This window comes from Streptomyces sp. DH41, from assembly GCF_029813785.1.
In the GTDB taxonomy this organism is placed as follows: Bacteria; Actinomycetota; Actinomycetes; order Streptomycetales; family Streptomycetaceae; genus Streptomyces.
Map to the genome: position 1 here is coordinate 1 of NZ_JARVKY010000038.1, position 23863 is coordinate 23863.

The following is a 23863-nucleotide window of genomic DNA, read 5'->3' on the forward strand; positions in this document are numbered from 1 at the left end:
CGTCGAACGACGCCGCATCCAGCCCTCCAGCACCACCCGCTGGGCATCGGTCACCGACAACGGCGGAATCTTCGGACCCGGACGACTCATGCCCAACCAACGACAAATCTCCGACTCAGGTCACTAGTACGTCGGCCGGGGCTTGTCCGCGAAGACCCAGCGGTTGCCCGCGAGGGCGTCGTTCTCCTCGGGCAGCGGGCCGCGGCCGTGCCGGTGGGTGAAGTCGAAGGGGGTGCGGACCGATGTGGACCAGCCGCTGTTCGCCAGATGGGCCGCGGAGTCGGGCCTCGGCTCTCTGCTGAACAGCGTGAGCAGGTCGATGCCGAGTTGTTGGTGTGTCGACCTGTACAGCGGGCTGTCGCGGTATTCCAGCAAGTCCTTCTCCAGCTTGACCTCGAACGCCAGCGCGCTGCCTGCCGCACTCAGCCTGTCCACTGTGCTGATCAGGTAGGTCTCCGCCGCATTGGGCAGGTAGAACAGCAGTCCCTCGGCCAGCCAAACGGTGGGCGCCGTCGGGTCGAAGTCGGCTGCCGTCAGCGCGCCGACCCAGTCGGCGCGCAGATCGACCGCGATCGGTACGCGCGTCGTCACCGGTGCCGCCGACAGTGCGCCCAGCACCTTGTGCTTGAAGGCGAGGACACCGTCCCTGTCGATCTCGAAGACCACGCAGTCGGGCGGCCAGTCGAGGCGGAAGGCCCGTGTGTCCAGCCCCGCCCCGAGCAGGACCACTTGGCGGGCGCCGCCGGCCCGGACCGACCGGAGGACGAAGTCGTCGAGCACGCGGGTCCGCAGCCCGAAGTAGCGGGCGAAGCGTCCCCACAGCGGGCTCGCGTCCCCGTCCGGAGCCTGGCCCAGGCGGACCGGCCAGTGTGCGGACGCCGGGGCGGAGAGCACGAAGTGCTCCGCGTAGTCGTCCTGTACGAGGCTGTCGGGGCGATGGGTCTCGATCGCCCGTGCCGCGGCGACCAGGAGGGCGGTGAGGCCGACACCTCCCTCCACGCCGTCCACGCCGGTGCTGCGATGTGCCGTATCGGCCATGCGTTCTCCCCTGGTTCGAGTGGAGGCCGGCGTCGCTCGGGGACGGCAGGCTCAGGTGGGTGGCGTCGTGCGAGGCCTCGTTCACCGCTCTCGGCCTTCCGGGATCAGGACGGGTTTGACGACCCGGCCCGTCTCACAGTCGTGTTCGGCCTCGTTGATTCCGGCAAGCGGATAGGTGCGGATCAGTCGGTCGAAGGGGAACCGTTCGGCCTGCCAGAGGGCGGTCAGCCGTGGGATCAGCAGTCCTGGGACCGCGTCACCCTCGCAGATGTGGGAGATCCTGCGCCCGCGGTCCAGTGTTCCCGGTTCCAGCGGCAGCGCGGTGTGGAGACGTGCCACCAGGCCGAGGTGGCCGTTCGGACGCAGCGACCGGAGCGCATCGTTGATCAGTTTCGCGGATCCCGTGGTGTCCAGCGCGTACCGCGCTCCCCCGCCGGTCATCCGCTGGATACGGTCGGGAAGTCCGGCCGATGCGGCGTGCAGTGGAAGGGCGTGGAATCGCTCGGCCAGGGCCAGGCGTCCGGGGTGCCGGTCGACGGCCACGGTCACCGCGCCGGCGGCGTGCGCCGCCATCACCGCGGCCAGGCCCACCGCTCCCGCGCCGAAGACCGCGAGTGTGTCACCCGGCCCGACGCCGAAGGAGTTGAAGACCGCTCCGGCGCCGGTGAGGAAGCCGCAGCCCAGCGGTCCGAGCAGTTCGAGGGGCAGTGAGGGATCGACCCGGACGGCATTGCGGGCAGGCACCATCGCGTACTCGGCGAACGAGGACTGGCCGAACCACCGGGGAGCCATTCGCGTGCCGGCCGCGTCGGTGAACCGGCCGGCGTTCTCCCTGCGCCCTCCGAAGAGGTTCAGCGAGGAGAAGGAGTCGCAGTAGGCGGGGGACGCGCCCATGCAGCTGCGGCAGTGGCCGCAGGAGTCGAAGCTCAGTACTACGTGGTCGTCGACGTTCAGGCCGGCGCAGGCGCCTCCCGTCTCCACGACGACTCCGGACCCCTCGTGGCCGAGCACGGCCGGGAGCGGTGAGCGGCCCGCCGAACCACGGACCGCGAGGTCCGTCCGGCACATCCCGCAGCCCGCGATCCGGACCAGGAGCTCGCCCTCGGCCGGTCCTTCCTTCAGCATCACCTCCTCGACGGTGAACGGGTCCTCGTACGAGCGCAGTACGGCCGCACCGAACTTCACTTCATGCCTCCTCGGGCCGGTGCACGACGAACGGGCTGAGGTTCCCGTAGAGACCCCACGGTCCGCCCGCGACGCCGACACCGCTCTCCCCGACACCGGCGAAGGGCTGTGCGAGGGACAGTTCGGCGTGGTGGTTGATCCACGCGGTTCCGCACTCCAGGCGGTCGGCCACCGCCGCGGCCCGGTCGAGGTCGGTCCCCCACACCGAACCGCCCAGACCGAAGGCGGTGCCGTTGGCCGCCTCGACGGCCTCGTCGAGGGTGTCGTACGGCAGCACCGGCAGGACGGGGCCGAACTGCTCCTCCGTCACCACCGGGCTGTCGGCCGGTACGTCGGTGAGGATCGTCGGGGCGAAGAAGTACCCCGGCCGGTCCAAGCGGTGCCCGCCGGCAGCGGCACGGGCGCCGTCTGCCAGGGCCCGGGCCGTGTAGTTCTCGACTCGGGCCAGTTGAGGGGCGTTGTTGACCGGTCCGAGCTGCGAGTGGGGGTCGAGGCCGGGCCCGACGACGGCCGTCTTCGCCCGGTCCGCCAGCACCTCCACCACTCGTGCGCGGAGACGGACCGGGGCGTAGACGCGCTTGACCGCCATGCAGACCTGCCCGCAGTTGCGGAACGCCGCCCAGAACAGCCGGTCCGCGCTCGCCTCGACATCGACGTCGTCCAGGAGGATGGCGGCGTCGTTGCCACCGAGCTCCAGGGTGACCCGCGCGAGTGAGGCCGCCGCGCTCGCGGCGACGGCCCGGCCCGTGGCCGTCGAACCGGTGAAGGTCACGTGCCGGATCCCCGGATGTGACGCGAGCCGGGCGCCGAGTGACTCTCGCCCGGTGACGATTGTCAGTACCCCCTCGGGCAGGGAGCTGGAGAGGACGGACCCCAGCAGCCGGGTGGCGAGGGGCGTGAACGGGGAGGGCTTGAGCAGCATGGTGTTGCCCGCGGCGAGCGCCGGCGCGAACTTCGCCGACGCGAGCTGCAGGGGGAAGTTCCACGGAACGATGGCGGCGACGGGCCCGAGCGGTCTCCACCGGAGCTCGCTGCGTACGGGGCGGCCGTCCGTGATCGGCCGGGACCTGGCGTCCAGCTCGGCGAAATAGCGGAGCCGAGCGGCCGTACGGGCTACCTCCGCGTACGACTCCGTCAGCGGTTTGCCCTGTTCACGGGTGAGCAGTGGGGCGAGCTCGGCCGCTGCCTCCTCGACGGCGTCCGCCGCCGCGAGCAACGCGGTTCTGCGGGTGTCTGGCTCGGCCCGCCAGCCGCGCCAGGCCTCGTGGGCCCGGTTGACGAGCGCGTCCAGGTCGTCCGGCCGGCGGTCGGGAGCCTCGTCGAAGGCCTCACCCGTAGCCGGATCGACGACGGTGAGGTGCCCGCTCCGGCCACCGGGCGTTCGGAGGGACTGTCCCGTCACCACGGCGAGGGTCAGTTCGCCGTGGAGGCGGCCGCGTGCTCCCGGACATGCCGGTCCATCTCCGCCCGGAACGCCGCCACCAGGTGTGGCTGGATCCGGCCGGCGTTGCGGTCGCCGCCCTCGCAGACGGCACCGCGCACCCCGACGATGTCCGTCTCGATACGGGCCAGTTCTCCCAGGTCGCCGACCTTGACGCTGCCCGCGAGAGCGGCGCGGAGCCCGGCGTCGTGGGCGCGGCGCACGAACTGCGCGCAGACGTCGGGCGGAAGATGGTCGAAGAGCCGGGTACCGTCCTTGACCGCGGTGTCGAGCATGGCGGCGTCGCAGCCGGAACGGCGCGCGATGTCGGGCAGCGCGAGCGGGTTGACGCAGCCGATGCGGTGGGCGTCGGCGTAGCCCGAGGCGACGACGAACGCGTCCGCCCGGTAGTCCTTCACCGCACGGACGACCCCTCGCATGACGTCGACGGCCTGTTCGGTTGTCGTGCACCCGTAGAGGCCGACCTTGATGTAGGTGGCTCCGGAGACGGCCGCCCCGAGCGCCGCCTGGGCCACCGTGCCGGGCTTGTACGGTACGTCCCCCACGGTGGCGGAGACCGGCTTGTCCGCCGGCACCGCCGTGCGGATCTCCCTGATGACCCAGGGGAAGTTCGCGCCGAGGGAGCCCTCGTCGGGCTTCTTGACGTCGACGATGTCGAGGTGCTCGGCCGCCTTGGCGCAGTCGAGGGCCTCGTCGACACCGTCGGGAGAGATGAGCAGCAACAAGGTGGAATCCTTTCCCCTGCCTGTCCACCTGCCGAGGGCAGGTGTGCGGATTCGCCTGGCTCACGTGCGGTCCGCACATCATTTCCGGGGGTGCCTGGCCTTGGCAGGGCGCGCGGAGTGACGAATGGGTCGCTGCCACGACGTGCCCGCGCCCCGCGCAACGCGCCGTCTGCGCCGGACCGGCGGCGCGCGGGCGGGCCGCCGGTCCGGCGGGGCCGACGATGCGCTACTGACACCCACGCCCGCCACCCGGCTGGTGCGGGCCGGGGATCCGCCGGTCCTTCCCGGGTTCGTCGCGCGTTTCCGCCCCTCGGGTCGTGTCCACGGCGCCGGCGCGGGCCCGGGTCGCTCATGGTCGCCGCCGACGCCGAAACCCGCGGGCTGTTGTCGTCGGCGGTCCGCGGCTGGAGCTGCAGGCTGCCGGTCTTCGCGCCCGGTGGTGGGCCGACGGGCCCGGGTCTCGGTGCGGTGTGAGGCGAGGCGGAAAGGGCAGGGCCCGGCAAGCCTGTTGGCGACCGTGCGACGCGCCGTCGGCTCCTTGCCGACGGGGCCGGGTCCGGCGTCCGGCATGCTCGTGATCCGGACTCAGGCCGGCATGGGCTGCTGTCCGTTCCGGGTCTGCGCCTGCTACCACCCGAGGAGACGCCTGGCATCCCGGAGTATGCCGGGTGGGCTGCCCCCCGCCGAGCGAGGAGGAACTCAGCCGCGCGAGGCGCTCCTGACACGTGTACTCGCGGCCGGTGTCCCGGCGCACCGCGTCGCGGAGCTGACCGGCGAGGAGTTGACGACCTTGACGACCGTCAAGGCGATCACCCGCTGAAGGAGACCGGGCACGGAGACGAACGAGTGCCGCAGTGCCGGTCAGGGTCTGTCACAGGGTGTGGGCCTGCTCCAGCTCACGCTTGAGGTTGCGCAGGGTCGTCTCGACGTTGCGGACCTGGAACTCGGCGAACGTCTTGCCCGAGGTGACGAGCCGGTCAAAGGCGTTCGCCGCGAACGCGGGCCACGCACGCCGGTCGTCGGTCCACGTCTCCGTCACGCGCGTACTGTCGCCCACTGGCTCGAATCGGTACTCCCAGGTGGCGATCGGGCCGGACAGGCGCGGGCGGCTCAACCCGATCGCGTGGACGCGGAAGGCGAAACGCCTCCCCGGCTCCGCTGCCGTGACCGTGCACCGCGTCACCCACTTGAAGGCGCCGCGCCTGTTGCGCCCGACGAACGTCGCACCCACGGCGGCACTCCCTTCCGTCGAGCCCGTCGTCACGCCCAGATTCTCCGGGCTCCAGCGGCCCATGTCTCCTGGGCGGCTCACGGCCAGGTAGGCGGCGTCCGGCGAGACATCGATGACGATGCTGCCGCTCACGGTGAATGTACGAGCCACTGCTTTGCCTCCGGCCGGGAACAGAGAAGGTTACTGTCGAGTAGGTGCATGCTACGCGCCGAGGAGGCTGCAAGAGGGCCGGCTTCCGTTCTCCGCGTGAGGGCAATCGCCCCGGACGGGTCCTGGTCGACGCGACCGGTTACGGCCACCGCCGCGCGTGAGCGTCAGGGAGGAGGCCCTGCACGAAGGTGGCTGATTCGAGGAGGCACTCCTCTGCTCCTCCCGCCACCGGAGGCGCACAGCGGGACCGGCCTGGCCCTGACACTGCGCCACGGGAACCCCACCCGTCCCGAGATCCTGCAACCTCTGGACGTCCACTCCTACGACAGCATGATCAGGCTCGGCCGTCTGCTTCCGCGCCAGCTGGAAGAAGCCGGCAGCCGTGTTCGAGGAACTGACTACGAGCGGCGCTGCTGGACGGACGACGCCGAGGCGGCCGATCGGCTTCCCAGGAGGTGATCCGGACGCGACAGCTACTTCGGTCAGTTGTTGACATCCTTGTTGAAGTCTTCGGCGCACGCGTTCCGTTCGCTCTGCGTATCGGCGTGTTGGACGCAGTCGTCGAAATCCTTGAACTCGTCCGAGTTGAGGATCGACGCACCGATCGCGATGATCACGACGGACGCGATGGCTCCCAGCACACCGAGCACCGCGCCGACGATGGACATCTTGCCGTGCGGCGCTCTTGCGCCTCGTGCCTTGCGAGCTCCGACGATGCCGAGTATCAGGGCCAGGAGTCCGAGCACCGCACCGCCGACGACGGTCCAGAAGAGAAGGACAGCCAGGATGCCGAGAACCAGTGCGGCGACAGCCGGCCCGTTACTCCGTCTGACGCCGGTGTCACGATGCGTCTGTGAGGTCTCGGCCGGGGTCGCGGGATGTTCCGGGAAGGACACGTCGTCACGCTCATCTCTTGTCTGGTTTCAGGGAGTTGCCGTACCAGCCAAGTGCCCCGGAGCGGACTACGGATGCCTTCTTCTCGTCCAGACACTCAGGAGCTCCCAGGGCGATGTCCGACGGTCGCTTCGTGAGGCTGTGCGGTAACGGGGAGCACCGCCACGCCTGCCGCAGGACGAGTCCCGGAGTCAGTCGTACGGGTGCTGATGGTTCGGGGGCTACGACCTTGCGATGCTCGGCATCGACCTACGCAGTACCAGGCCGGCTTGGTCAGTGGCTGCTCGGTGGGCTGTAAGGCTGGAGAAGCTGGTCGACGGGCGCGTAATCGTCGGTGAGCGGTCGGGCGTCGCCGATCCAGGAGGTCAGGTCGTCGCCGGTGGTGATCTTCCAGCCGGTTTGCCGGGCATCCAGCGCTTCCTGGGCCGCGCGTAGGCCGACCGGTCGGTCGGAAGCGAGCACCACCATGTTGCCGCCCTGGGAGGTCGTGGTCTTGGCGAAGCCGATATCGGTCGGTTCACCGACCAGGGCCACATACTCGAAGATCTCGCCGAGGGTGGCCACCTCGGCCCGCGCGAAGGCCAGAGCACCGTGATCGATGAGGTTGGCAACGTACAGGCCGTCCTCGTCGAGCACCCGCCGTACGTCCGTCATCGCCTCCACCGTAGTGAGGTGCCACGGGACGCTGACGCCCCCGAAGGCGTCGCCGACGACGAGGTCACGACTGCCGGCGTCCAGTCGCCGCAGGGCGAGCCTGCCGTCCTCGGCGCGTACGTCGATTCCGGCTTCCGCTCGCAGACCGAGTTGGTCGCGGTTGATGCGCAGGACCCCGCTGTCGATCTCGGACACGAGACTGCGCGTACCGGGCCGCGTGGCCGCGAGGTAGCGGGGGTAGGTGAGCCCGCCGCCGCCCAGGTGGTGGGCGGCGAGCGGCTCACCTTCCGGAAAAGCGGCGTCGACCACCGACGCGATCGCGCGTACGTAGGTGAACTCCAGGAAGGTCGGGTCGTCGAGGTCGACGTAGGAGTGCCGCAAGCCGTCCAGCACGAGCGTGCGGCCGCTGGGACGGTCGGGATCCGCGACGACCCGTGCGCAGTGGTACCGGGTCTCCGCGTCGCAGGCACCGGGCGCGACCCTGGTGGCGAGGCCGCCGGCGGTGATCACGAGGACGAGGACAGCGGTACTGATCCATCGACGCGTTCGCCACTCGATCAGCGCGGAGCCGACCACGAGAAGTGCGCCGAGCCCGATCAGGATGCCGCTGACAGGCAATCGCGACACGAGGACGAACCCGGTGAGAACGGTGCCGACGATGGCGCCCAGGGTGCCGACGCCGGACAGCCGTCCGACAACCGTTCCGGTCTCGGCGAGGCTGGTGAGGCGCAGCTTGGTGACGATGGGCGTCACCGCGGAGAGCAGCGCTCCCGGCAGGAGAATCGTCAGCGACGCGATCAGCAACAGCAGCGCTGGGGCCCACTCCGCGGTGGAGCGCAGCACAGCGGGGGTGAGCGCCACGACCGCTCCGGACACCCCGAGCGAGGGGCCCAGCAGCCGGCGTGGATCGACGTGGTCGGCGATGCGCCCGCCCAGCCAGGAACCGAGGGCGATCGCGGTGAGGGCGATACCGATCACCGTGGTGCTGGTCTCGAGGGTGAGGCCGAGGTAAGGAGCCAGTAGCCGCAAAGCGACGATCTCGACCACCAGGACCGCCGACGACGACCCGAACACGAGCACGGCAGCCGCACGGGGGCCCAGGCCGTGGTGGCGGGGCATGTCTTCGGCGGGAGGCGAGGAAGACGGTCCTGTCACGGGCGACATCCTTGCACGCGGCTCACCTGCTGACAGGAGTTGAGGAAAACCGGTCGCCTTGCCTCCCGGCTCGCCGGAGGCGGCCTCGCTGGACGCCCGGTCCTGCGGTTGTGCTCGCCCAGCGGACTGCGCCACGTTTCCGGAGTGCGACGTGATGGTCACCGCCCAGACGGCCGCCCTCGGCCCGGAGGGTGAACACCGGCGTTCTCCCGACCGCTCATGCGCCGACCCACGTGCGGCGAGAGCGCACTGGTCCGCCAGTGCCGGCCCCGAGGCCTGACGGACAGCCGGGGCCCTCCTCAACAGAGGTTGGCCACGGCTCCTGTACGCCCCCGCCCCTACGTGCGCCTACGCCGCGTCCGCGGGCAAGCCCTCTTCCGGGAGAACCTCCTCTCCGAAGTCCTCCTCGCTGAATCCCTCCTCTTCCATCATCGCGGCGCCGAACCCGCCCAGGATCTCCTCGATGTCCATCTCGGTGGCGCCGGACGGGGCCGTGACCGTCTGGCCCTCGGTCATCCGCACCACCAGGCCCAGCTTCTTCACCTCGGCGTTCTCGGCGAGCGCTGCGAGGTCGACGTACACCTCGCTCAGCTCGCCGTTCTCGAGCGTGAAGTCTGCCGTGACCTTGGCGTCGGGGACCTCCTTGAGGTCCTTGTCCGTGGGCAGTTCCATGCCCGGTGGCAGCTTCTTCGCGAGCGGACGGATCTCGCCGAAGAGCTCTCCGATCAACGTACGGAACGGAGCGGTGGCGGTGATGCGCTCGGCACCGTCCTCACCGTCGGCGGTCTCGAAGTCGACTTCGCGGGCGACGGTCTTGCGGAGCGCCTCCAGCAGTTGCTTCTGCGTCCTGGCGTCGAGCGTGGGCTCCGGCACGGGCTCCGCCCCTGGCTCGGCGGTGGTCTCCGCCATCTCCTTGGTGTTGATCTTCACCCATTCGCCGTCGAGCGCCTTCTTGAACCCGAGCGCCCCCGGGGGCAGGTCCTTTGCCGACGGCAGGGGGGCGCCCATCGCCTTGCCGAGGAGCTCCGCGTCGGAACGGATGTACGTGTAGTCACCGACCATCCGGTACTCGACGATGTCGCCACCGTGAGTGCGGACCTTCATGGCCATTCCGACGAGGTCCTTCTCGCCGGACTCGTCGATCGGTTTCCTCGACTGCGCTGTCACACTGATCTTCGCGCCACTGATCAGGTCGGCGACCTCGTCGGGAATCTCCTCACCGGGCTCCGGGTTCGACGAGGCGTCCAGTGCCTTCAGGCTCTGGGCGTCGGTGTCGAGGTCGAGCTCGAAGGAGATCGTCTTCTCCTTGCCGAACTTGTCGAATGCCTGGTTGAGCTTCTGCCCTGCGGAGAGCTGCTCCACGGTGCCGCAGGCGGCCGAACCCGCGAGGACGGTGCCGACGACTGCGGTAGCGGTCAGGGTCTTGCGTATGGCGGTGATGATGGTCTCCTCGTCAATACGATCACGCGTGATCGTCGACAAGACTCCTGACGGCGCCCAATGGTTGCCCTGTACACGACCGAGCCAGGAGCGTCCCAGTCATCCGGTCTCCTCCTCATCGCCAGGAGCACTGTTCGCCAGTTCAGGCCAACGGCTGACGCCGGTGAGAGAGGGCCGCGCCCGGTCTGCGGTCGCTGTCAGTCGCCGGGGCGACTGCTGTCGTCGGTGGCACCGGGCCGGTCGCCGCGGTGCCGGTTGCCGGGCAGCATTTCCTGCACCTTGGCCTTGAACCCCTGCTTGATCATGGAGCCGCGATCGCTGTCGCCTCGCAGGATCGCGGTGGCGGCGGCCTCGATCTGGTCCAGTTCGGCGTGCGGCGGGATCGGTGGCACGGCCGGGTCGGTGCGGAAGTCGATGACGAACGGGCGGTCCGCGGCCAGGGCCTGTTCCCAGGCCGCCTCGACGTGCTTGGGCTTCTCCACCCGGACGCCGTCCAGGCCGATACTGCGGGCGATCTCGGCGTAGGGCAGGTCGGGGATGTGCTGTGACTCCTCGAACTGCGGGGCGCCGGACATGGCCCGCATCTCCCACGTGACCTGGTTGAGGTCGCCGTTGTTCAGCACTGCCACAATCAGCCGCGGGTCGGACCACTCACGGTGGTATTTCGCCGCGGTGACCATCTCCATCATGCCGTTCATCTGCATCGCGCCGTCACCGACCAGGGCGATCGCCGGACGGCCGGGGTGGGCGAACTTGGCGCCGATCGCGTAGGGCACGCCCGGGCCCATCGTCGCCAGCGTGCCGGACAGGGAGCCGCGCATGTGGCCGCGGAAGCGCAGATGGCGGGCGTACCAGTTGGCGGCGGAGCCGGAGTCGGCGGTGACGATCGCGTCTTCGGGCAGCCTGCCGTCCAGGGCGTGGACCACATACTCCGGGTTGATCGGGTCGGCATCCACGGCTGCACGGCGCTGCATGACCTCCCACCAGCGGGAGACGTTCTTCTCGACCTCCTCCCGCCAGGCCCGGTCCTCCTTGCGGTGCAGTCGCGGCAGCAACCGCCGCAGCGTCTCGCGCGCGTCACCGACGAGGTTCACCTCGAAGGGGTAGCGCAGGCCGATCATGTGCGGGTCGATGTCGATCTGCACCGCCCTGGCCTGGTCCAGCTCCGGCATGAACTGCGTGTACGGGAAGCTGGAGCCGATCATCAGCAGGGTGTCGCAGTCCTGCATCAGCTCATAGGAGGGGCGGGTGCCCAGCAGGCCGATGGCGCCTGTCACGTACGGCAGGTCGTCCGCCAGCACGTCCTTGCCGAGGAGGGCCTTGGCCACGCCGGCGCCGAGCACCTCCGCCAGCCGCTCCACCTCCTCACGGGCTCCGCGGGCGCCCTGTCCTACCAGGACGGCGACCTTCTCGCCGGCGTTCAGCACGTCCGCGGCGCGCTGGAGGTCCTCGTCGGACGGCACCGGCGCGGAACGGCCCAGCCCCAGGCTGGACGGCACCATCTTGAAGGCGTGACCCGGCGGCGAGTAGTCCAGCTCCTGCACATCGGCCGGCAGGATGATCGCGGTGACGGTCCGCCTGGCGTAGGCGGTGCGCATGGCACGGTCGATCAGGTTCGGCAGTTGCTCCGGCACGGTCGCCGTCTCGCAGAAGTCCGAGGCGACGTCCTTGTAGAGGCTCGCCAGATCGACTTCCTGCTGGTACGAGCCGCCCATGGCGCTGCGGTTGGTCTGCCCGACCAGCGCCACGACCGGTACGTGGTCGAGCTTGGCGTCGTACAGGCCGTTCAGGAGGTGGATCGCGCCCGGCCCGGAGGTGGCCGCGCACACCCCGACCTTGCCGGAGAACTTGGCGTATCCGACGGCCTGGAAGGCGGCCATCTCCTCATGGCGCGCCTGCACGAACTTCGGGTTGTTGTCCGCACGTCCCCAGGCCGCCAGCAGGCCGTTGATACCGTCCCCGGCGTAGGAGAAGACATGGTCGACATCCCAGTCGCGCAGCCGCTGGAGAATGTGGTCCGACACCTTCATGCTCGCCATGGGCGGCGCTCCGTTCCTGCTTCGGTGACTTCCGCACGGCGGCGGACGGCAGCGCACGGGTAACCCTGGCAGTCGCGGGGAAACGCCGTAGCCGAGCCATCGCCCTTCTGGCCGCCTCCGGCGCCTCGCCGCGCGCGGGAGTTCTTGTCCGGTACCGCCGACGCAACTCGTCGCTCCCGCCCGGCGGTGAACGGGTCCGCGCATTCCTCGTTACTGTGCGCAGCGGATACAACCCTTCGGACGGCACCGGCACTTCGCGCATCAGGACCTTCGTCTCCAGCTGCCCACCGCTCCCCCACGACTTCGGCTGAAGGCTCCTGTGGCAGGGCCCGACTGCCGCGAGACGGTGAGCAGCGGTTGCCGCGGCGAGCTCACCGGGGGCGGCCGACCGCTTCTCCCGCGACCGCTCAGTTCTCGCCCTCGATCCCTCCGAGAGTCACCCGCCAGGCTTAATGAAAGCCAAAAGAAAAGGGTTGTCAGGAACCTTGACCGCGCCTGTCATGCCGGGCAAGGCTCCGGAGAGCGCTCTCCCACCCATCCGCGTCAAGGAGTCTCTCCATGCCCACTGTCGGCATACCCCCGGCGGCGCCGGTGTCGCGCAGACCCGGTCGCCGCGGGCTCGTCGGCGTCCTGGTCACCGCCCTGGCCGCCGCCCTGCTCGCCGTCGTCCCCGCCACCCGGGCCCAGGCCGCGCCCGTGCTGTTGTCCCAGGGCAAGCCGGTCAGCGCCTCCAGTCAGGAGCACTACGGCACCCCGGCGACCGCGGCCGTCGACGGCGACAACGGCACCCGCTGGTCCAGCGCCGCCGCCGATCCGCAGTGGATCCGCGTCGACCTCGGCGCCCCCGCCTCCCTCAGCCGGGTCGAGTTGCGCTGGGAGGCCGCCTACGCCAAGGCGTACCGCATCGAGACGTCCCAGAACGGCAGTGACTGGTCGACGGCCTACTCCACCACCACCGGCACCGGCGGCACGGAGACCGTGAACGTCTCCGGCACCGCCCGCTACGTCCGCATGCTCGGCACCGCCCGCGCCACCGGATACGGCTACTCCCTCTGGGAGTTCAAGGTGTACGGCACCACCGGCGACGGCTCCGGCCCCGTGATCCCGGGCGGCGGCGACCTCGGCCCCAACGTGCACGTCTTCGACCCGTCCACGCCCGGCATCCAGGCCAAGCTGGACCAGGTCTTCGAGGAGCAGGAGTCGGCGCAGTTCGGCGCCGGCCGGCACGCCTTCCTCTTCAAGCCGGGCACCTACGACAACCTCAACGCCCAGATCGGCTTCTACACCCAGATCCTCGGTCTCGGCCTGCGTCCCGACGACACGACGATCAACGGTGACGTGACCGTCGACGCCGGCTGGTTCAACGGCAACGCCACCCAGAACTTCTGGCGCGGCGCGGAGAACCTCGCCGTGAACCCGGTCAACGGCACCAACCGGTGGGCGGTCTCGCAGGCCTCCTCGTTCCGCCGGATGCACGTCAAGGGCGGTCTCAACCTCGCGCCCAACGGCTACGGCTGGGCCAGCGGCGGCTACATCGCCGACAGCAAGATCGACGGCCAGGTCGGCAACTACTCGCAGCAGCAGTGGTACACCCGCGACAGTTCGATCGGCGGCTGGTCCAACAGCGTGTGGAACCAGACCTTCTCGGGTGTCGAGGGCGCTCCCGCCACCAGCTTCCCCGAGCCTCGCTACACCACGCTCGACACGACGCCGATCTCCCGCGAGAAGCCCTTCCTCTACCTGGACGGCGCCGAGTACAAGGTCTTCGCGCCCGCCAAGCGGACCAACGCCCGCGGCACCACCTGGGCGAACGGCACTCCGCAGGGCGAGTCGATCCCGCTGGACGAGTTCTACGTCGTCAAGCCCGGCGCCACCGCCGCCACCATCAACGCCGCCCTCGCCCAGGGCCTGCACCTGCTCTTCACCCCCGGCGTCTACCACGTCGACCAGACCATCAACGTCAACCGGGCCGACACCATCGTGCTGGGCCTCGGCCTCGCCACGATCATCCCGGACAACGGGGTGACCGCCATGAAGGTCGCCGACGTCGACGGCGTGCGACTCGCCGGCTTCCTCATCGACGCCGGACCGGTCAACTCCCCGACTCTTCTGGAGATCGGCCGGCAGGGCGCGTCCGCCGACCACGCGGCCAACCCCACCACCGTGCAGGACGTCTACATCCGCATCGGCGGCGCGGGCGCGGGCAAGGCGACCACCAGCATGGTGGTCAACAGCCACGACACGATCATCGACCACACCTGGGTATGGCGGGCCGACCACGGCGAGGGCGTCGGCTGGGAGACCAACCGGGCCGACTACGGCGTCCGCGTCAACGGCGACGACGTCCTGGCCACCGGACTGTTCGTCGAGCACTTCAACAAGTACGACGTCGAGTGGTACGGCGAACGCGGCCGGACGATCTTCTACCAGAACGAGAAGGCGTACGACGCCCCGAACCAGGCCGCCATCCAGAACGGCACGACGAAGGGGTACGCCGCCTACCGCGTCGACGACTCGGTCGACACCCATGAGGCATGGGGCCTGGGCAGCTACTGCAACTACAACGTCGACCCGAACATCCGCCAGGACCGCGGCTTCAAGGCGCCCGTCAAGCCGGGGGTGAGGTTCCACAGCCTCCTCGTGGTCTCCCTCGGCGGCATGGGCCACTACGACCACGTCATCAACGACACCGGCGCCTCCACGGTGCCCGCCGGCACCACGACCGTGCCGTCCACCGTCGTGTCCTATCCCTGACCGGACCGTCCGTCGGCCACGACTCCCCTCCGGGCCGGATGAACCCCCACGCCCCGGCCCGGAGGGGTCATCACGCGGTGCTCCCGCATCCCTCACCTCGTCGGCTCTCCCCAACCCGCCAGGAGCAGATGTGTCCACAGCACTCCCGTACCGCAGACCATCCGGCCGCCGCGCCGTCCCCCTGCTCGCCCTCGGCGCGCTGGTGGCGTCGTCGCTCGCCCTGGCCGCCCCGCCCGCCGAGGCCGCTGAAAGCCTGCTCTCCCAGGGCAAGTCCGCCACCGCCTCGTCCCAGGAAGGCGACGGATACGCCCCCTCGGCGGCCGTCGACGGCAACCTCACCGGCACCCGCTGGGCCAGCCAGTGGAGCGACCCGCAGTGGTTCCAGGTCGACCTCGGACAACGGGCCGACCTCAGCCGTGTCGTGCTGACGTGGGAGGGCGCGTACGGCAAGAGCTATCAGATCCAGGCGTCCGACAACGGCACGGACTGGCGGACGCTTGAGACCGTGACCGGCGGTGACGGCGGCACGGACGAGGTCGCCGTCTCCGGCTCCGGCCGGTACGTACGCATGCTGGGCACCGAGCGGTCCGGCGGCTACGGCTACTCCCTGTGGGAGTTCCAGGTGTACGGCACCACGGACACCACTCCGCCCACCGCGGGCGCGGTCGAGGTCTCCGGCTCCCAGGGGAACTGGCAACTGACCGTCGGCGGCCAGCCGTACACCGTCAAGGGCCTGACCTGGGGCCCTTCCATCGCGGACGCCCCGAAGTACATGCCCGACGTCAAGTCCATGGGCGTCAACACGATCCGTACCTGGGGCACCGACGGCGGCACCGAGCCACTCCTCGACAGTGCCGCCGCCAACGGCGTCCGCGTCGTCAACGGCTTCTGGCTGCAGCCCGGCGGCGGTCCCGGCTCCGGCGGCTGCGTCGACTACGTCACCGACACGACGTACAAGAACAACATGCTCACCGAGTTCGCCAAGTGGGTGGAGGAATACAAGAGCCACCCGGCGACTCTCATGTGGAACGTCGGCAACGAGTCGGTCCTCGGCCTGCAGAACTGCTACAGCGGCACGGAGCTGGAGGCGCAGCGCAACGCCTACACCGGCTTCGTCAACGACGTCGCCAAGAAGATCCACAGCATCGACCCCGATCACCCCGTCACCTCCACCGACGCCTGGACGGGAGCGTGGCCGTACTACAAGCGCAACGCGCCCGACCTCGACCTGTACTCGATGAACTCCTACGGCGACATCTGCGGCGTCCAGGAGGACTGGGAGGAGGGCGGCTACACCAAGCCGTACATCATCACCGAGGGCGGACCGGCCGGTGAGTGGGAGGTGCCCGACGACGTCAACGGGGTCCCCGACGAGCCGACCGACGTGCAGAAGGCCGAGGGGTACGCCAAGGCCTGGGACTGCGTCACCGGCCACCAGGGCGTCGCGCTGGGCGCCACCCTCTTCCACTACGGCGTCGAGCACGACTTCGGCGGTATCTGGTTCAACCTCGTGCCCGACGGGCTGAAGAGGCTGTCCTACTACGCCGTCAAGAAGGCGTACGGCGGATCGACCAGCGGTGACAACACTCCGCCCGTCATCACGAACATGGCCGTCGACCCCGCCTCGTCGGCCGCGGCGGGCGAGGAGTTCACCGTCCGCGCGGACGTGCGCGACCCCGACGGCGATCCGGTCACGTACAAGGTCTTCCTCAGCGGCAACTACGCGAGCGGCGACAAGCGCCTGGTGGAGGCCGAATGGCGGTCCACCGGCAACGGCACCTTCGCCGTGAAGGCCCCGGAGAAGCTCGGCGTGTGGAAGGTGTACATCCAGGCCGAGGACGGCCGCGGCAACGCCGGCATCGAGACCAAGTCGGTGAAGGTCGTCGCCCCGCCGGTCACCGGCACGAACGTGGCGCTGAACAAGCCCACCACCGCGTCCTCCTTCCAGCCGTCGTACGGCGACTGCCCGTGCGAGCCCACCAAGGCGACGGACGGCAGGACGGACACGCGCTGGGCCAGTGACTGGAGCGACCCGCAGTGGATCCAGGTCGACCTCGGCACCGCCACGCCCATCCGCAAGCTCCAGCTCGTCTGGGACCCCGCCTACGCCAAGTCCTACGACGTACAGGTCTCGGACGACGGCACCACCTGGCGCACGGTCCACACCACGAGTGCCGGCAACGGTGACGTCGACACCATCGACGTCACGGAGAACGCGCGGCACGTGCGACTGCACCTGACGGCGCGTGGCACCGGCTGGGGCTACTCGCTGCACGAGTTCGGCGTCTACAGCTGACGGCGAAGGGCGTCCGGCGGCGCCCTTCGCACCAACCCCCACTTGGCACCTCGGCGGGCAGGAGGCCCCATGAGACCACCTTCGAAACTTCCCGCGCTGCTGCTCGGCAGCGCCCTGATCGCAAGCGTGCTCGGTGTCGGCACCGTCGCCACGGCGGCCGACCCGGTCGGCGCCCCGGCCGCCTCGGCCGGCGCTCACACCGGGCACACGACGGCGGTGTCGCCCCGGGCGTCCGCCGACGATCCCGACGGCGACGGGTACATACCGGCCGTTCCCCCGGTGACCGGCGTGACCCCGTCCGAGGCCACCCCGCCCCCGCGCTACCACAAGGAGTTCCAGGCCAACTGCGCCGTCACGCACACCGCGCCGGACGACCCGATCGTGTACCCGGGGCAGCCGGGCAAGTCGCACGACCACACCTTCATGGGCAACACGACGACGAACGCCGGCAGTACGACGGCGAGCCTCTACGGCGGCGACACCACCTGTCTCGCGCCGGCCGACGCCTCCGCGTACTGGATGCCGTCCCTGTACAGGGGGGACGAGAAGATCCTCCCCGTCGGCCCGCAGGTCATCTACTACAAGGCCGGTGTCACCGACTACACCAGTGTGCGGCCCTTCCCCAAGGGACTGCGCTACGTCGTCGGCAGCCCCATGCAGAGCGCCCAGGAGTTCCGCGATCACAAGGGTTTCGTCGAGGGCTGGGAGTGCGGTGACAGCTTCTTCAACGTCGACATCCCGGCGAGCTGCCCGAGTCGGCCCGACGTCCAGCTCAACATCCGTTTCCAGGCGCCGAGTTGCTGGAACGGCAAGCACCTCGACACGCCCGACCACAAGAGTCACATGGCCTACCCGGTCGTCAAACCCGGCACCAACGACAACATGTGCCCGGCCTCCCACCCGGTCGCCCTGCCGATGATCGAGTTCAAGATGGCATTCCCGGTCAACGGCGACATGAGCGACGTCCGCCTGGCCAGTGGACGCGGCTACTCCTTCCACTACGACTTCTTCAACGCCTGGGAGGAGCGGACCCTGAAGGCACTGGTGGACCACTGCATCGTGGGCGGCCTCCAGTGCGACACCCGCGGCTACGACCAGAACCACCCGGAGCGCGGCGCGGTGCTGAACGCGGACCACCGTCTGCCCTGACCCGGCCGGTTCCCAGGGGCCTGACCACCCGCTCGGCGCGGGCGCCGTCGGGCCCCTTCCGCTGCCCGCGCACCCCCGTCCGCCGACGGCCCGGGGAGGGCTTGACGGAAGGGAGAAGCTCGTCGAATGGTTGGGAGAGCGCTCTCCCAGACCGGTGGGCGCGGGAAGTGGGGCGGGAATGGACGACGAGACACTCGACCGGCTCATCGGCGGGCTGAGCCTCGAACAGAAGGTGCGCCTGCTCACCGGCGCGACGACCTGGCGCACCGCCGGCGAGCCCGGGATCGGGCTGCGGGAGATGGTGACCTCGGACGGGCCGGCCGGGGTGCGTGGCGAGGCATGGGACGAGCGGCGCACCTCGGTCCTGCTGCCCTCCGCCTCCGCGCTGGGCGCGATGTGGGACGAGGAGCTGGTGGAGCGGCTCGGGGGCCTGCTCGCCACCGAGGCCGCCCGCAAGGGCGTCGACGTGGTGCTGGCCCCCACGCTCAACCTCCACCGGAGTTCGCTGGGCGGCCGGCACTTCGAGTGCTTCTCCGAGGACCCGGAACTCACCGGCCGTACCGGTGCCGCGCTGGTCCGGGGCGTCCAGGCCCTCGGGGTGGCGGCCACCGCCAAGCACTACGTCGGCAACGACTCCGAGACCGACCGGCTGACCGTCGACGTCCGGGTGTCCGAACGCACCCTGCGAGAGGTGTACCTCGCCCCCTTCGAGGCGGCCGTCGAGGCCGGCGTGTGGCTCGTCATGGCGGGCTACAACGCCGTCGGCGGCACGACCATGACGGCCAGCCCGCTCCTGGCGGAACCCCTCAAGGAGGAATGGGGGTTCGACGGAGTCGTCGTCTCCGACTGGGCGGCCGTGCGCACCACCGTGGAGACCGGTCGCGCCGCGCTCGACCTGGCGATGCCGGGCCCGGACAGTCCCTGGGGCGGGGCGCTGGTGCGGGCGGTGAAGGACGGCCTGGTCCCCGAGGAGGCGGTCGACGACAAGGTGCGCCGGCTGCTCCGCCTCGCCGGCCGCGTGGGCGCGCTGGAACCGCGCCGCCCACGCCGGGCGCCGATAACGTCGTCCAGGGACACCCGGGCGCTGCTGCGCGGTGCCGTCAGCGCCGGTTCGGTCCTGCTGCGCAACAGCGCCGTCCTGCCGCTCGACCCCGCCGGGCTGTCCACCGTCGCGGTCGTCGGCGTGCACGCCGCGTCCCCGCGCGTCCAGGGAGGCGGCAGCGCGGGCGTCTTCTGCTCCGACGTGGTCACCCCGCTGGCCGGCATCCGTGCCCGTCTGCGGGGCCGGGCGCGGGTGGTGTACGAGCCCGGTCCGTCACCAGAGGCACCGCCGGCCCCCCTCGGCACGGACCGGTGCACCGACCCGGTTTCGGGCGCCCCCGGCGTACTGCTGCGCGTGCTGGACGCGGCGGGGCGGGAGCTGTACGCGGAACACCGGCTCTCGGGCCGGCAGCTGGAGCCGGACCTGCCCCCCGGCGCCCACACGGTGGAGATCGGCGCCGTGCTGCGCGCCCATCAGCCGGGAGAGTGGACGTTCGGCGTCGGAGGCTTCGGACGCATGACGCTCACCGTCGACGACCGCACGCTCCTGGACGGGGAGTTCCCCGGTGACACGGACGACCCGGCCGTCGTCCACGTCAACCCGCCCCTGCGCACGGCACGGACGGTACTGACCGCCGGGCGCCCCGTACACGTGGTGGCCCGGCGCGAACTGGTGCCCGGACGCGGACGCGCCACCGTCGTCGCCGCGGCTCCGCCGGAACCCGACCCGGCGAGCGCGCTGGAGGACGCGGTGCGGGCGGCCCGGGACGCCGACGCCGCGATCGTGGTCGTCGGCACCACCGAGCACGGCGAGACCGAAGGCTACGACCGCGCCGGCCTGTCGCTCGGAGGGCACCAGGACGAACTGGTCCGCGCGGTGGCCGCCGCGAACCCGCGCACGGTCGTGGTCGTCAACAGCGGCGGTCCCGTCGAGCTGCCCTGGCGCCGGGAAGCGGGCGCCGTACTGCTCACCTGGTTCCCCGGCCAGGAGGCCGGCGCGGGGCTGGCCGACGTCCTGTTCGGCCTCGCCGAGCCCGGCGGCCGGCTCCCCACCACCTGGGCGGCGTCCCTGTCGGACGCACCCGTCACCCGTACCCGGCCGGTCGACGGCCGGCTCGACTACGCCGAGGGACCGCACATCGGCCACCGGGCGTGGCTGCGGACCGGAGGCGAGCCCGCCTACTGGTTCGGCCACGGACTCGGCTACACGACGTGGGAGTACACGGCCGTGGACGCTCCCGCGCACGTCGCGGCGGGCGAACCCTTCACGGTTCGGGTGACGGTGCGCAACACCGGTACCCGCGCCGGGCGCGAGGTCGTGCAGGTCTACCTGGCCCGTCCCGGTTCGGCGGTGGAACGTCCGGTGCGCTGGTTCGCCGGATACGCGGCTGTTCGGGCGGAGGCGGGCCGGACGGCGAGTGCCGAGGTGGTGGTGGGCCCGCGCGCCCTGCGGCACTGGTCGGAGAGGGACCACGGCTGGGCCACGGAGCCCGGCCCCTACCGGCTCATGGTGGGCAGGTCGGCGGGGGACACGCGGTGGGAGGGGAGGGTCACGGTCAGCGGCCCCTGACAAGTGGTGGGGGCGGTCCAGGACACGCGTTCGCCGGGCCGCGACACCGGGCCGGGGCCCGCGCGGTGCCGCGGGGAACCTCCCCGGGCGCCGCGCTCTCGGCCGGTGTCCGGGCAACACGTGGCCCGCGGTGGTGGCCGACCGCGCACGGGGCCCGAGCTCGACGCGTGCACGGGAACGCCACTCGAAGCGGCGGCAGACATGGGACACGGCCGGTCCGGCTGCCCCCGGAGAGCTCCATCGAGGCCGCAGGTACCGCACACCGTGCTCACCGTGCTCACCGCACCGAGCGTTCCCGCAGGGCAGTACGCCACGCCGGGTCCTGTTCCACCGCTTCGGCCTCCTCCGGTCGGCCGCCGCGCGCGAAGAAGCCGGCGAGCGGCAGGACCGCGGCGCCCACGGTGACGGCGTCCGGCCCCAGGGTGCCGAGGTCGATGCGGACCCGGGCGGCCGGGTGGGCGAGGGCGTACGACGTGGCGTGGGCCGTCACCGAGTCCAGAAAGCGCCGCCCGAGCTGCAGTCCGGCCCAGCCACCGACCAGGATGCGTTCGGGCTGGAAGAGGTTGATCAGGTCGGAGAACCCGGCGCCGAGGTACTCGGCGGTCTCCTCCAGGACGGCGAGGGCCGTGGCATCGGGCTCCGGGCCGGTCCCTGCCGCGTCCGGATCCGGGTACGCGGCCGCGAGCATCGCGGTGAGCGCGGTCTCCTCGTCCGCGCCCGCGGGCGGCCGCCCGCCCGCCTCCGCCCAGCGTTGGAGCAACGCCTCCGCGCCCGCGTACGCCTCCAGACAGCCGAGGGCGCCGCAGCGGCACCGGCGCCCGCGTACCCGCACCGTCAGATGCCCCCACTCCACGGCCCGGGCCGGACCCATGTCGTCACCGACGACGCAGGCGCCGACGCCGGAGCCGAAGAGCACCACCGCCACGTTCTGCGCGCCCCGGCCGGCGCCGAACCACATCTCCGCCTGGCCCAGCGTCTTGGCGCCGTTGTCGATGTAGTACGGCACGGTCTCGGGCAGGATCCTGGACTCGCGCAGCAGCCGCTCCAGGGGAACGGCGTCCCAGCCGATCGTCTGGCCGTGCACGACGGCGCCGTCCTCCGGGGCCCTGGCGACGATGCCCGGCACTCCGATGCCGACGCCGAGCAGCCGCTCCGCCGCTATGCCGGCCTCGTCCAGCACCTCGCGTATGCCCTCGCGCAGGTGTGTCACGACGACGCCGACGTCGTAGCGGTCGAGGCGGCTCGGACCGTCGGTCTCCAGCGGTTTCTCGGCTCGTGCCAGCTCGGTGAGGGCGAGGTCGAAGAGTTCGATCCGCACCCGGGTCTCGCCGATGTCGACGCCGATCATGTACCCGCTCCCCGCGCTGACGCGCAGCAGGGTGCGGGGCCGGCCACCGGCCGAGTCGACACTGCCCGCCTCCTCCACCAGCCCTTCGGCGACCAGCTCGGAGACCACGTTGCTCACCGAGCCCGAACTCAGCCCGGTGGCCGGCCCCAGGGAGAACCGGCTGAGCGGGCCGTCGAAATACAACCGTTGCAATACCGCGGTGCGATTCTCCCGCCGCAGGTCACGCACTGTACGGCCACTGCGCACTTTCACCCTGTCCCCTCGCTCCGAAGTCGTCACCGCAACTTACCTGTGGCCGAGCTCTTGACGCGCTCTTCCACCTGAAGCTTAACTCACATCCTAAATTAAGCCGTGGCGGTTTGAGGGGCGCAGAGCGCTGCCCCGGCCCGCCTCCACGAGCGATCTCGTCACCTCCCGGAAGGCCTCTGGAGTCATGCGCAGAATCAGAGCCACAGCCGTCGGCGCCGTCACCCTCTCGTTCGCCCTCACCCTGGCGGCCTGCGGTGGGGGGTCGACCGGCACCGAAGGTTCCAACGAGCAGCCGAAGACCCTTACTTACTGGGCCTCGAACCAGGGCGCGAACCTGGAGGTGGACAAGAAGGTCCTCCAGCCGGAGCTCGACAAGTTCGAGAAGGAGACGGGCATCGAGGTGAAGCTGGAGGTGGTGCCCTGGGGGGACCTCCTCAACCGCATCCTCACCGCCACCACCTCCGGACAGGGCCCGGACGTCCTCAACATCGGCAACACCTGGAGCGCGTCGCTCCAGGCCGGCGGCGCCCTGCTGCCCTGGGACGCGGAGAACTTCGAGGTGATCGGCGGCAAGGACCGCTTCGTGGAGTCCGCACTCGGCTCCACCGGCGTCCAGGGCCAGGACCCGGCCGCCGTGCCGCTGTACTCCATGGCCTACGCGCTCTACTACAACAAGAAGATGTTCGCCGACGCCGGCATCGAGAAGCCGCCGGCGACCTGGGAGGAGCTGGCCGAGACCGGCAAGAAGCTCTCCAAGGACGGCAAGTGGGGGCTGGGCGCCGAGGGCTCCAACCTGTCGAACAACATCCACCAGGTCTTCGTCCTCGCCAAGCAGCACGGCGCGGACTTCTTCAGCGCCGACGGCAAGGCCGACTTCACGTCCGACGGCGCGGTGGCGGCGGTGAAGCAGTACGTCGACCTGATGGCCAAGGACAAGGTCGTCGCGCCGGGCAACGCCGAGTACGCGCAGAACCAGTCCCTGAGCGACTTCGCCAAGGACAAGACGGCCATGGTGCTGTGGCAGACCGCGTCGGCCACCTTCAAGTCGCAGGGCATGAACGAGGACGAGTGGGGCGTCGCCCCCGCCCCCGTGCAGTCCGGCGAGCCCGGCCCGGGCAAGGCCACCAACTCCATGGTCGCCGGCATCAACATGGCCGTCTTCAAGAACACCAAGAACATCGACGGCGCCAAGAAGTTCGTGAAGTTCATGACCAGTGACGAGGAGCAGGTCATTCTGAACAAGGCGTACGGTTCCATCCCGCCGGTCAAGGCCGCCCAGCAGGACCCGGCCTTCAACACCCCGGCGCTCTCCGTGCTCAGGGACACCCTCGCCACCAGCGCCACGGCGCTGCCGCAGGTCCCCGAGGAGTCGCAGTTCGAGACCGTCGTCGGCACCGCCGTCAAGGAACTCTTCGTCGACGCCGCCGCCGGCCGTGCGGTGACCACCGCGTCAGTGCGGGCGGCGCTCGAGAAGGCCCAGCAGCAGATGCCCAAGAAGTGAGCA

Annotated in this window: 16 protein-coding genes; 6 read left to right on the forward strand and 10 right to left on the reverse strand. The window is 70.6% G+C overall.

Going from position 1 to position 23863, the window contains the following annotated elements; genetic code table 11:
* Positions 1-123: 123 nt before the first annotated feature.
* The 4 genes from QC283_RS36805 to QC283_RS36820 form a co-directional block, all read right to left on the reverse strand.
* Complete coding sequence (locus QC283_RS36805; protein ID WP_279566143.1) at positions 124-1038, reverse strand: class I SAM-dependent methyltransferase; 915 nt, start codon at positions 1036-1038, stop codon at positions 124-126.
* 81 nt (positions 1039-1119) lie between these two features.
* Entirely contained in the window at positions 1120-2223 is a 1104-nt protein-coding gene (locus QC283_RS36810) for an NAD(P)-dependent alcohol dehydrogenase (RefSeq protein ID WP_279566144.1), read from the reverse strand.
* 1 nt (position 2224) lies between these two features.
* Entirely contained in the window at positions 2225-3625 is a 1401-nt protein-coding gene (locus QC283_RS36815; RefSeq protein WP_443032744.1) for an aldehyde dehydrogenase family protein, read from the reverse strand.
* 11 nt (positions 3626-3636) lie between these two features.
* Positions 3637-4389 carry a (5-formylfuran-3-yl)methyl phosphate synthase gene (locus QC283_RS36820; protein ID WP_279566146.1) on the reverse strand — a complete coding sequence of 251 codons (753 nt, stop codon included), beginning with the start codon at positions 4387-4389 and terminating at the stop codon, positions 3637-3639.
* A 661-nt stretch (positions 4390-5050) separates the two neighbouring features.
* Here QC283_RS36820 and QC283_RS36825 point away from each other — a divergent pair.
* Positions 5051-5209, forward strand: coding sequence for a DUF6003 family protein (locus tag QC283_RS36825; protein WP_279566147.1), 159 nt, complete (start codon positions 5051-5053; stop codon positions 5207-5209).
* A gap of 51 nt (positions 5210-5260) precedes the next feature.
* Here the strand turns inward: QC283_RS36825 and QC283_RS36830 are convergent, their stop codons facing one another.
* From QC283_RS36830 to QC283_RS36850, 5 genes are all read right to left on the reverse strand, one after another.
* Positions 5261-5770: an SRPBCC family protein gene (locus QC283_RS36830; protein WP_279566148.1), complete on the reverse strand. Its 510-nt coding sequence runs from the start codon at positions 5768-5770 to the stop codon at positions 5261-5263.
* A gap of 482 nt (positions 5771-6252) precedes the next feature.
* Entirely contained in the window at positions 6253-6666 is a 414-nt protein-coding gene (locus QC283_RS36835; protein ID WP_279566149.1) for a DUF4190 domain-containing protein, read from the reverse strand.
* A 271-nt stretch (positions 6667-6937) separates the two neighbouring features.
* Complete coding sequence (locus QC283_RS36840) at positions 6938-8482, reverse strand: fused MFS/spermidine synthase (RefSeq protein ID WP_398017733.1); 1545 nt, start codon at positions 8480-8482, stop codon at positions 6938-6940.
* Positions 8483-8821: 339 nt separating this feature from the next.
* Positions 8822-9955 carry a hypothetical protein gene (locus tag QC283_RS36845; protein WP_279566150.1) on the reverse strand — a complete coding sequence of 378 codons (1134 nt, stop codon included), beginning with the start codon at positions 9953-9955 and terminating at the stop codon, positions 8822-8824.
* A 155-nt stretch (positions 9956-10110) separates the two neighbouring features.
* Complete coding sequence (locus QC283_RS36850) at positions 10111-11943, reverse strand: thiamine pyrophosphate-requiring protein (RefSeq protein WP_279566169.1); 1833 nt, start codon at positions 11941-11943, stop codon at positions 10111-10113.
* A 567-nt stretch (positions 11944-12510) separates the two neighbouring features.
* Here QC283_RS36850 and QC283_RS36855 point away from each other — a divergent pair.
* The 4 genes from QC283_RS36855 (at position 12511) to QC283_RS36870 (ending at position 20762) form a co-directional block, all read left to right on the forward strand.
* On the forward strand, positions 12511-14706 hold the full coding sequence (locus tag QC283_RS36855) for a discoidin domain-containing protein (RefSeq protein ID WP_279566151.1): 2196 nt from the start codon (positions 12511-12513) through the stop codon (positions 14704-14706).
* Positions 14707-14836: 130 nt separating this feature from the next.
* Positions 14837-17002: a discoidin domain-containing protein gene (locus QC283_RS36860; protein ID WP_279566152.1), complete on the forward strand. Its 2166-nt coding sequence runs from the start codon at positions 14837-14839 to the stop codon at positions 17000-17002.
* 69 nt (positions 17003-17071) lie between these two features.
* Complete coding sequence (locus tag QC283_RS36865) at positions 17072-18151, forward strand: DUF1996 domain-containing protein (RefSeq protein WP_279566153.1); 1080 nt, start codon at positions 17072-17074, stop codon at positions 18149-18151.
* A gap of 178 nt (positions 18152-18329) precedes the next feature.
* Positions 18330-20762: a glycoside hydrolase family 3 protein gene (locus QC283_RS36870; RefSeq protein WP_279566154.1), complete on the forward strand. Its 2433-nt coding sequence runs from the start codon at positions 18330-18332 to the stop codon at positions 20760-20762.
* Positions 20763-21039: 277 nt separating this feature from the next.
* Here the strand turns inward: QC283_RS36870 and QC283_RS36875 are convergent, their stop codons facing one another.
* The gene (locus tag QC283_RS36875; RefSeq protein ID WP_279566155.1) at positions 21040-22362 is read right to left on the reverse strand and encodes an ROK family protein; all 1323 of its coding nucleotides are present in this window, start codon (positions 22360-22362) and stop codon (positions 21040-21042) included.
* Between the two features lie 181 nt (positions 22363-22543).
* Between QC283_RS36875 and QC283_RS36880 the strand changes: the two genes are divergently transcribed.
* Positions 22544-23860: an ABC transporter substrate-binding protein gene (locus tag QC283_RS36880; protein ID WP_279566156.1), complete on the forward strand. Its 1317-nt coding sequence runs from the start codon at positions 22544-22546 to the stop codon at positions 23858-23860.
* Positions 23861-23863 lie beyond the last annotated feature (3 nt).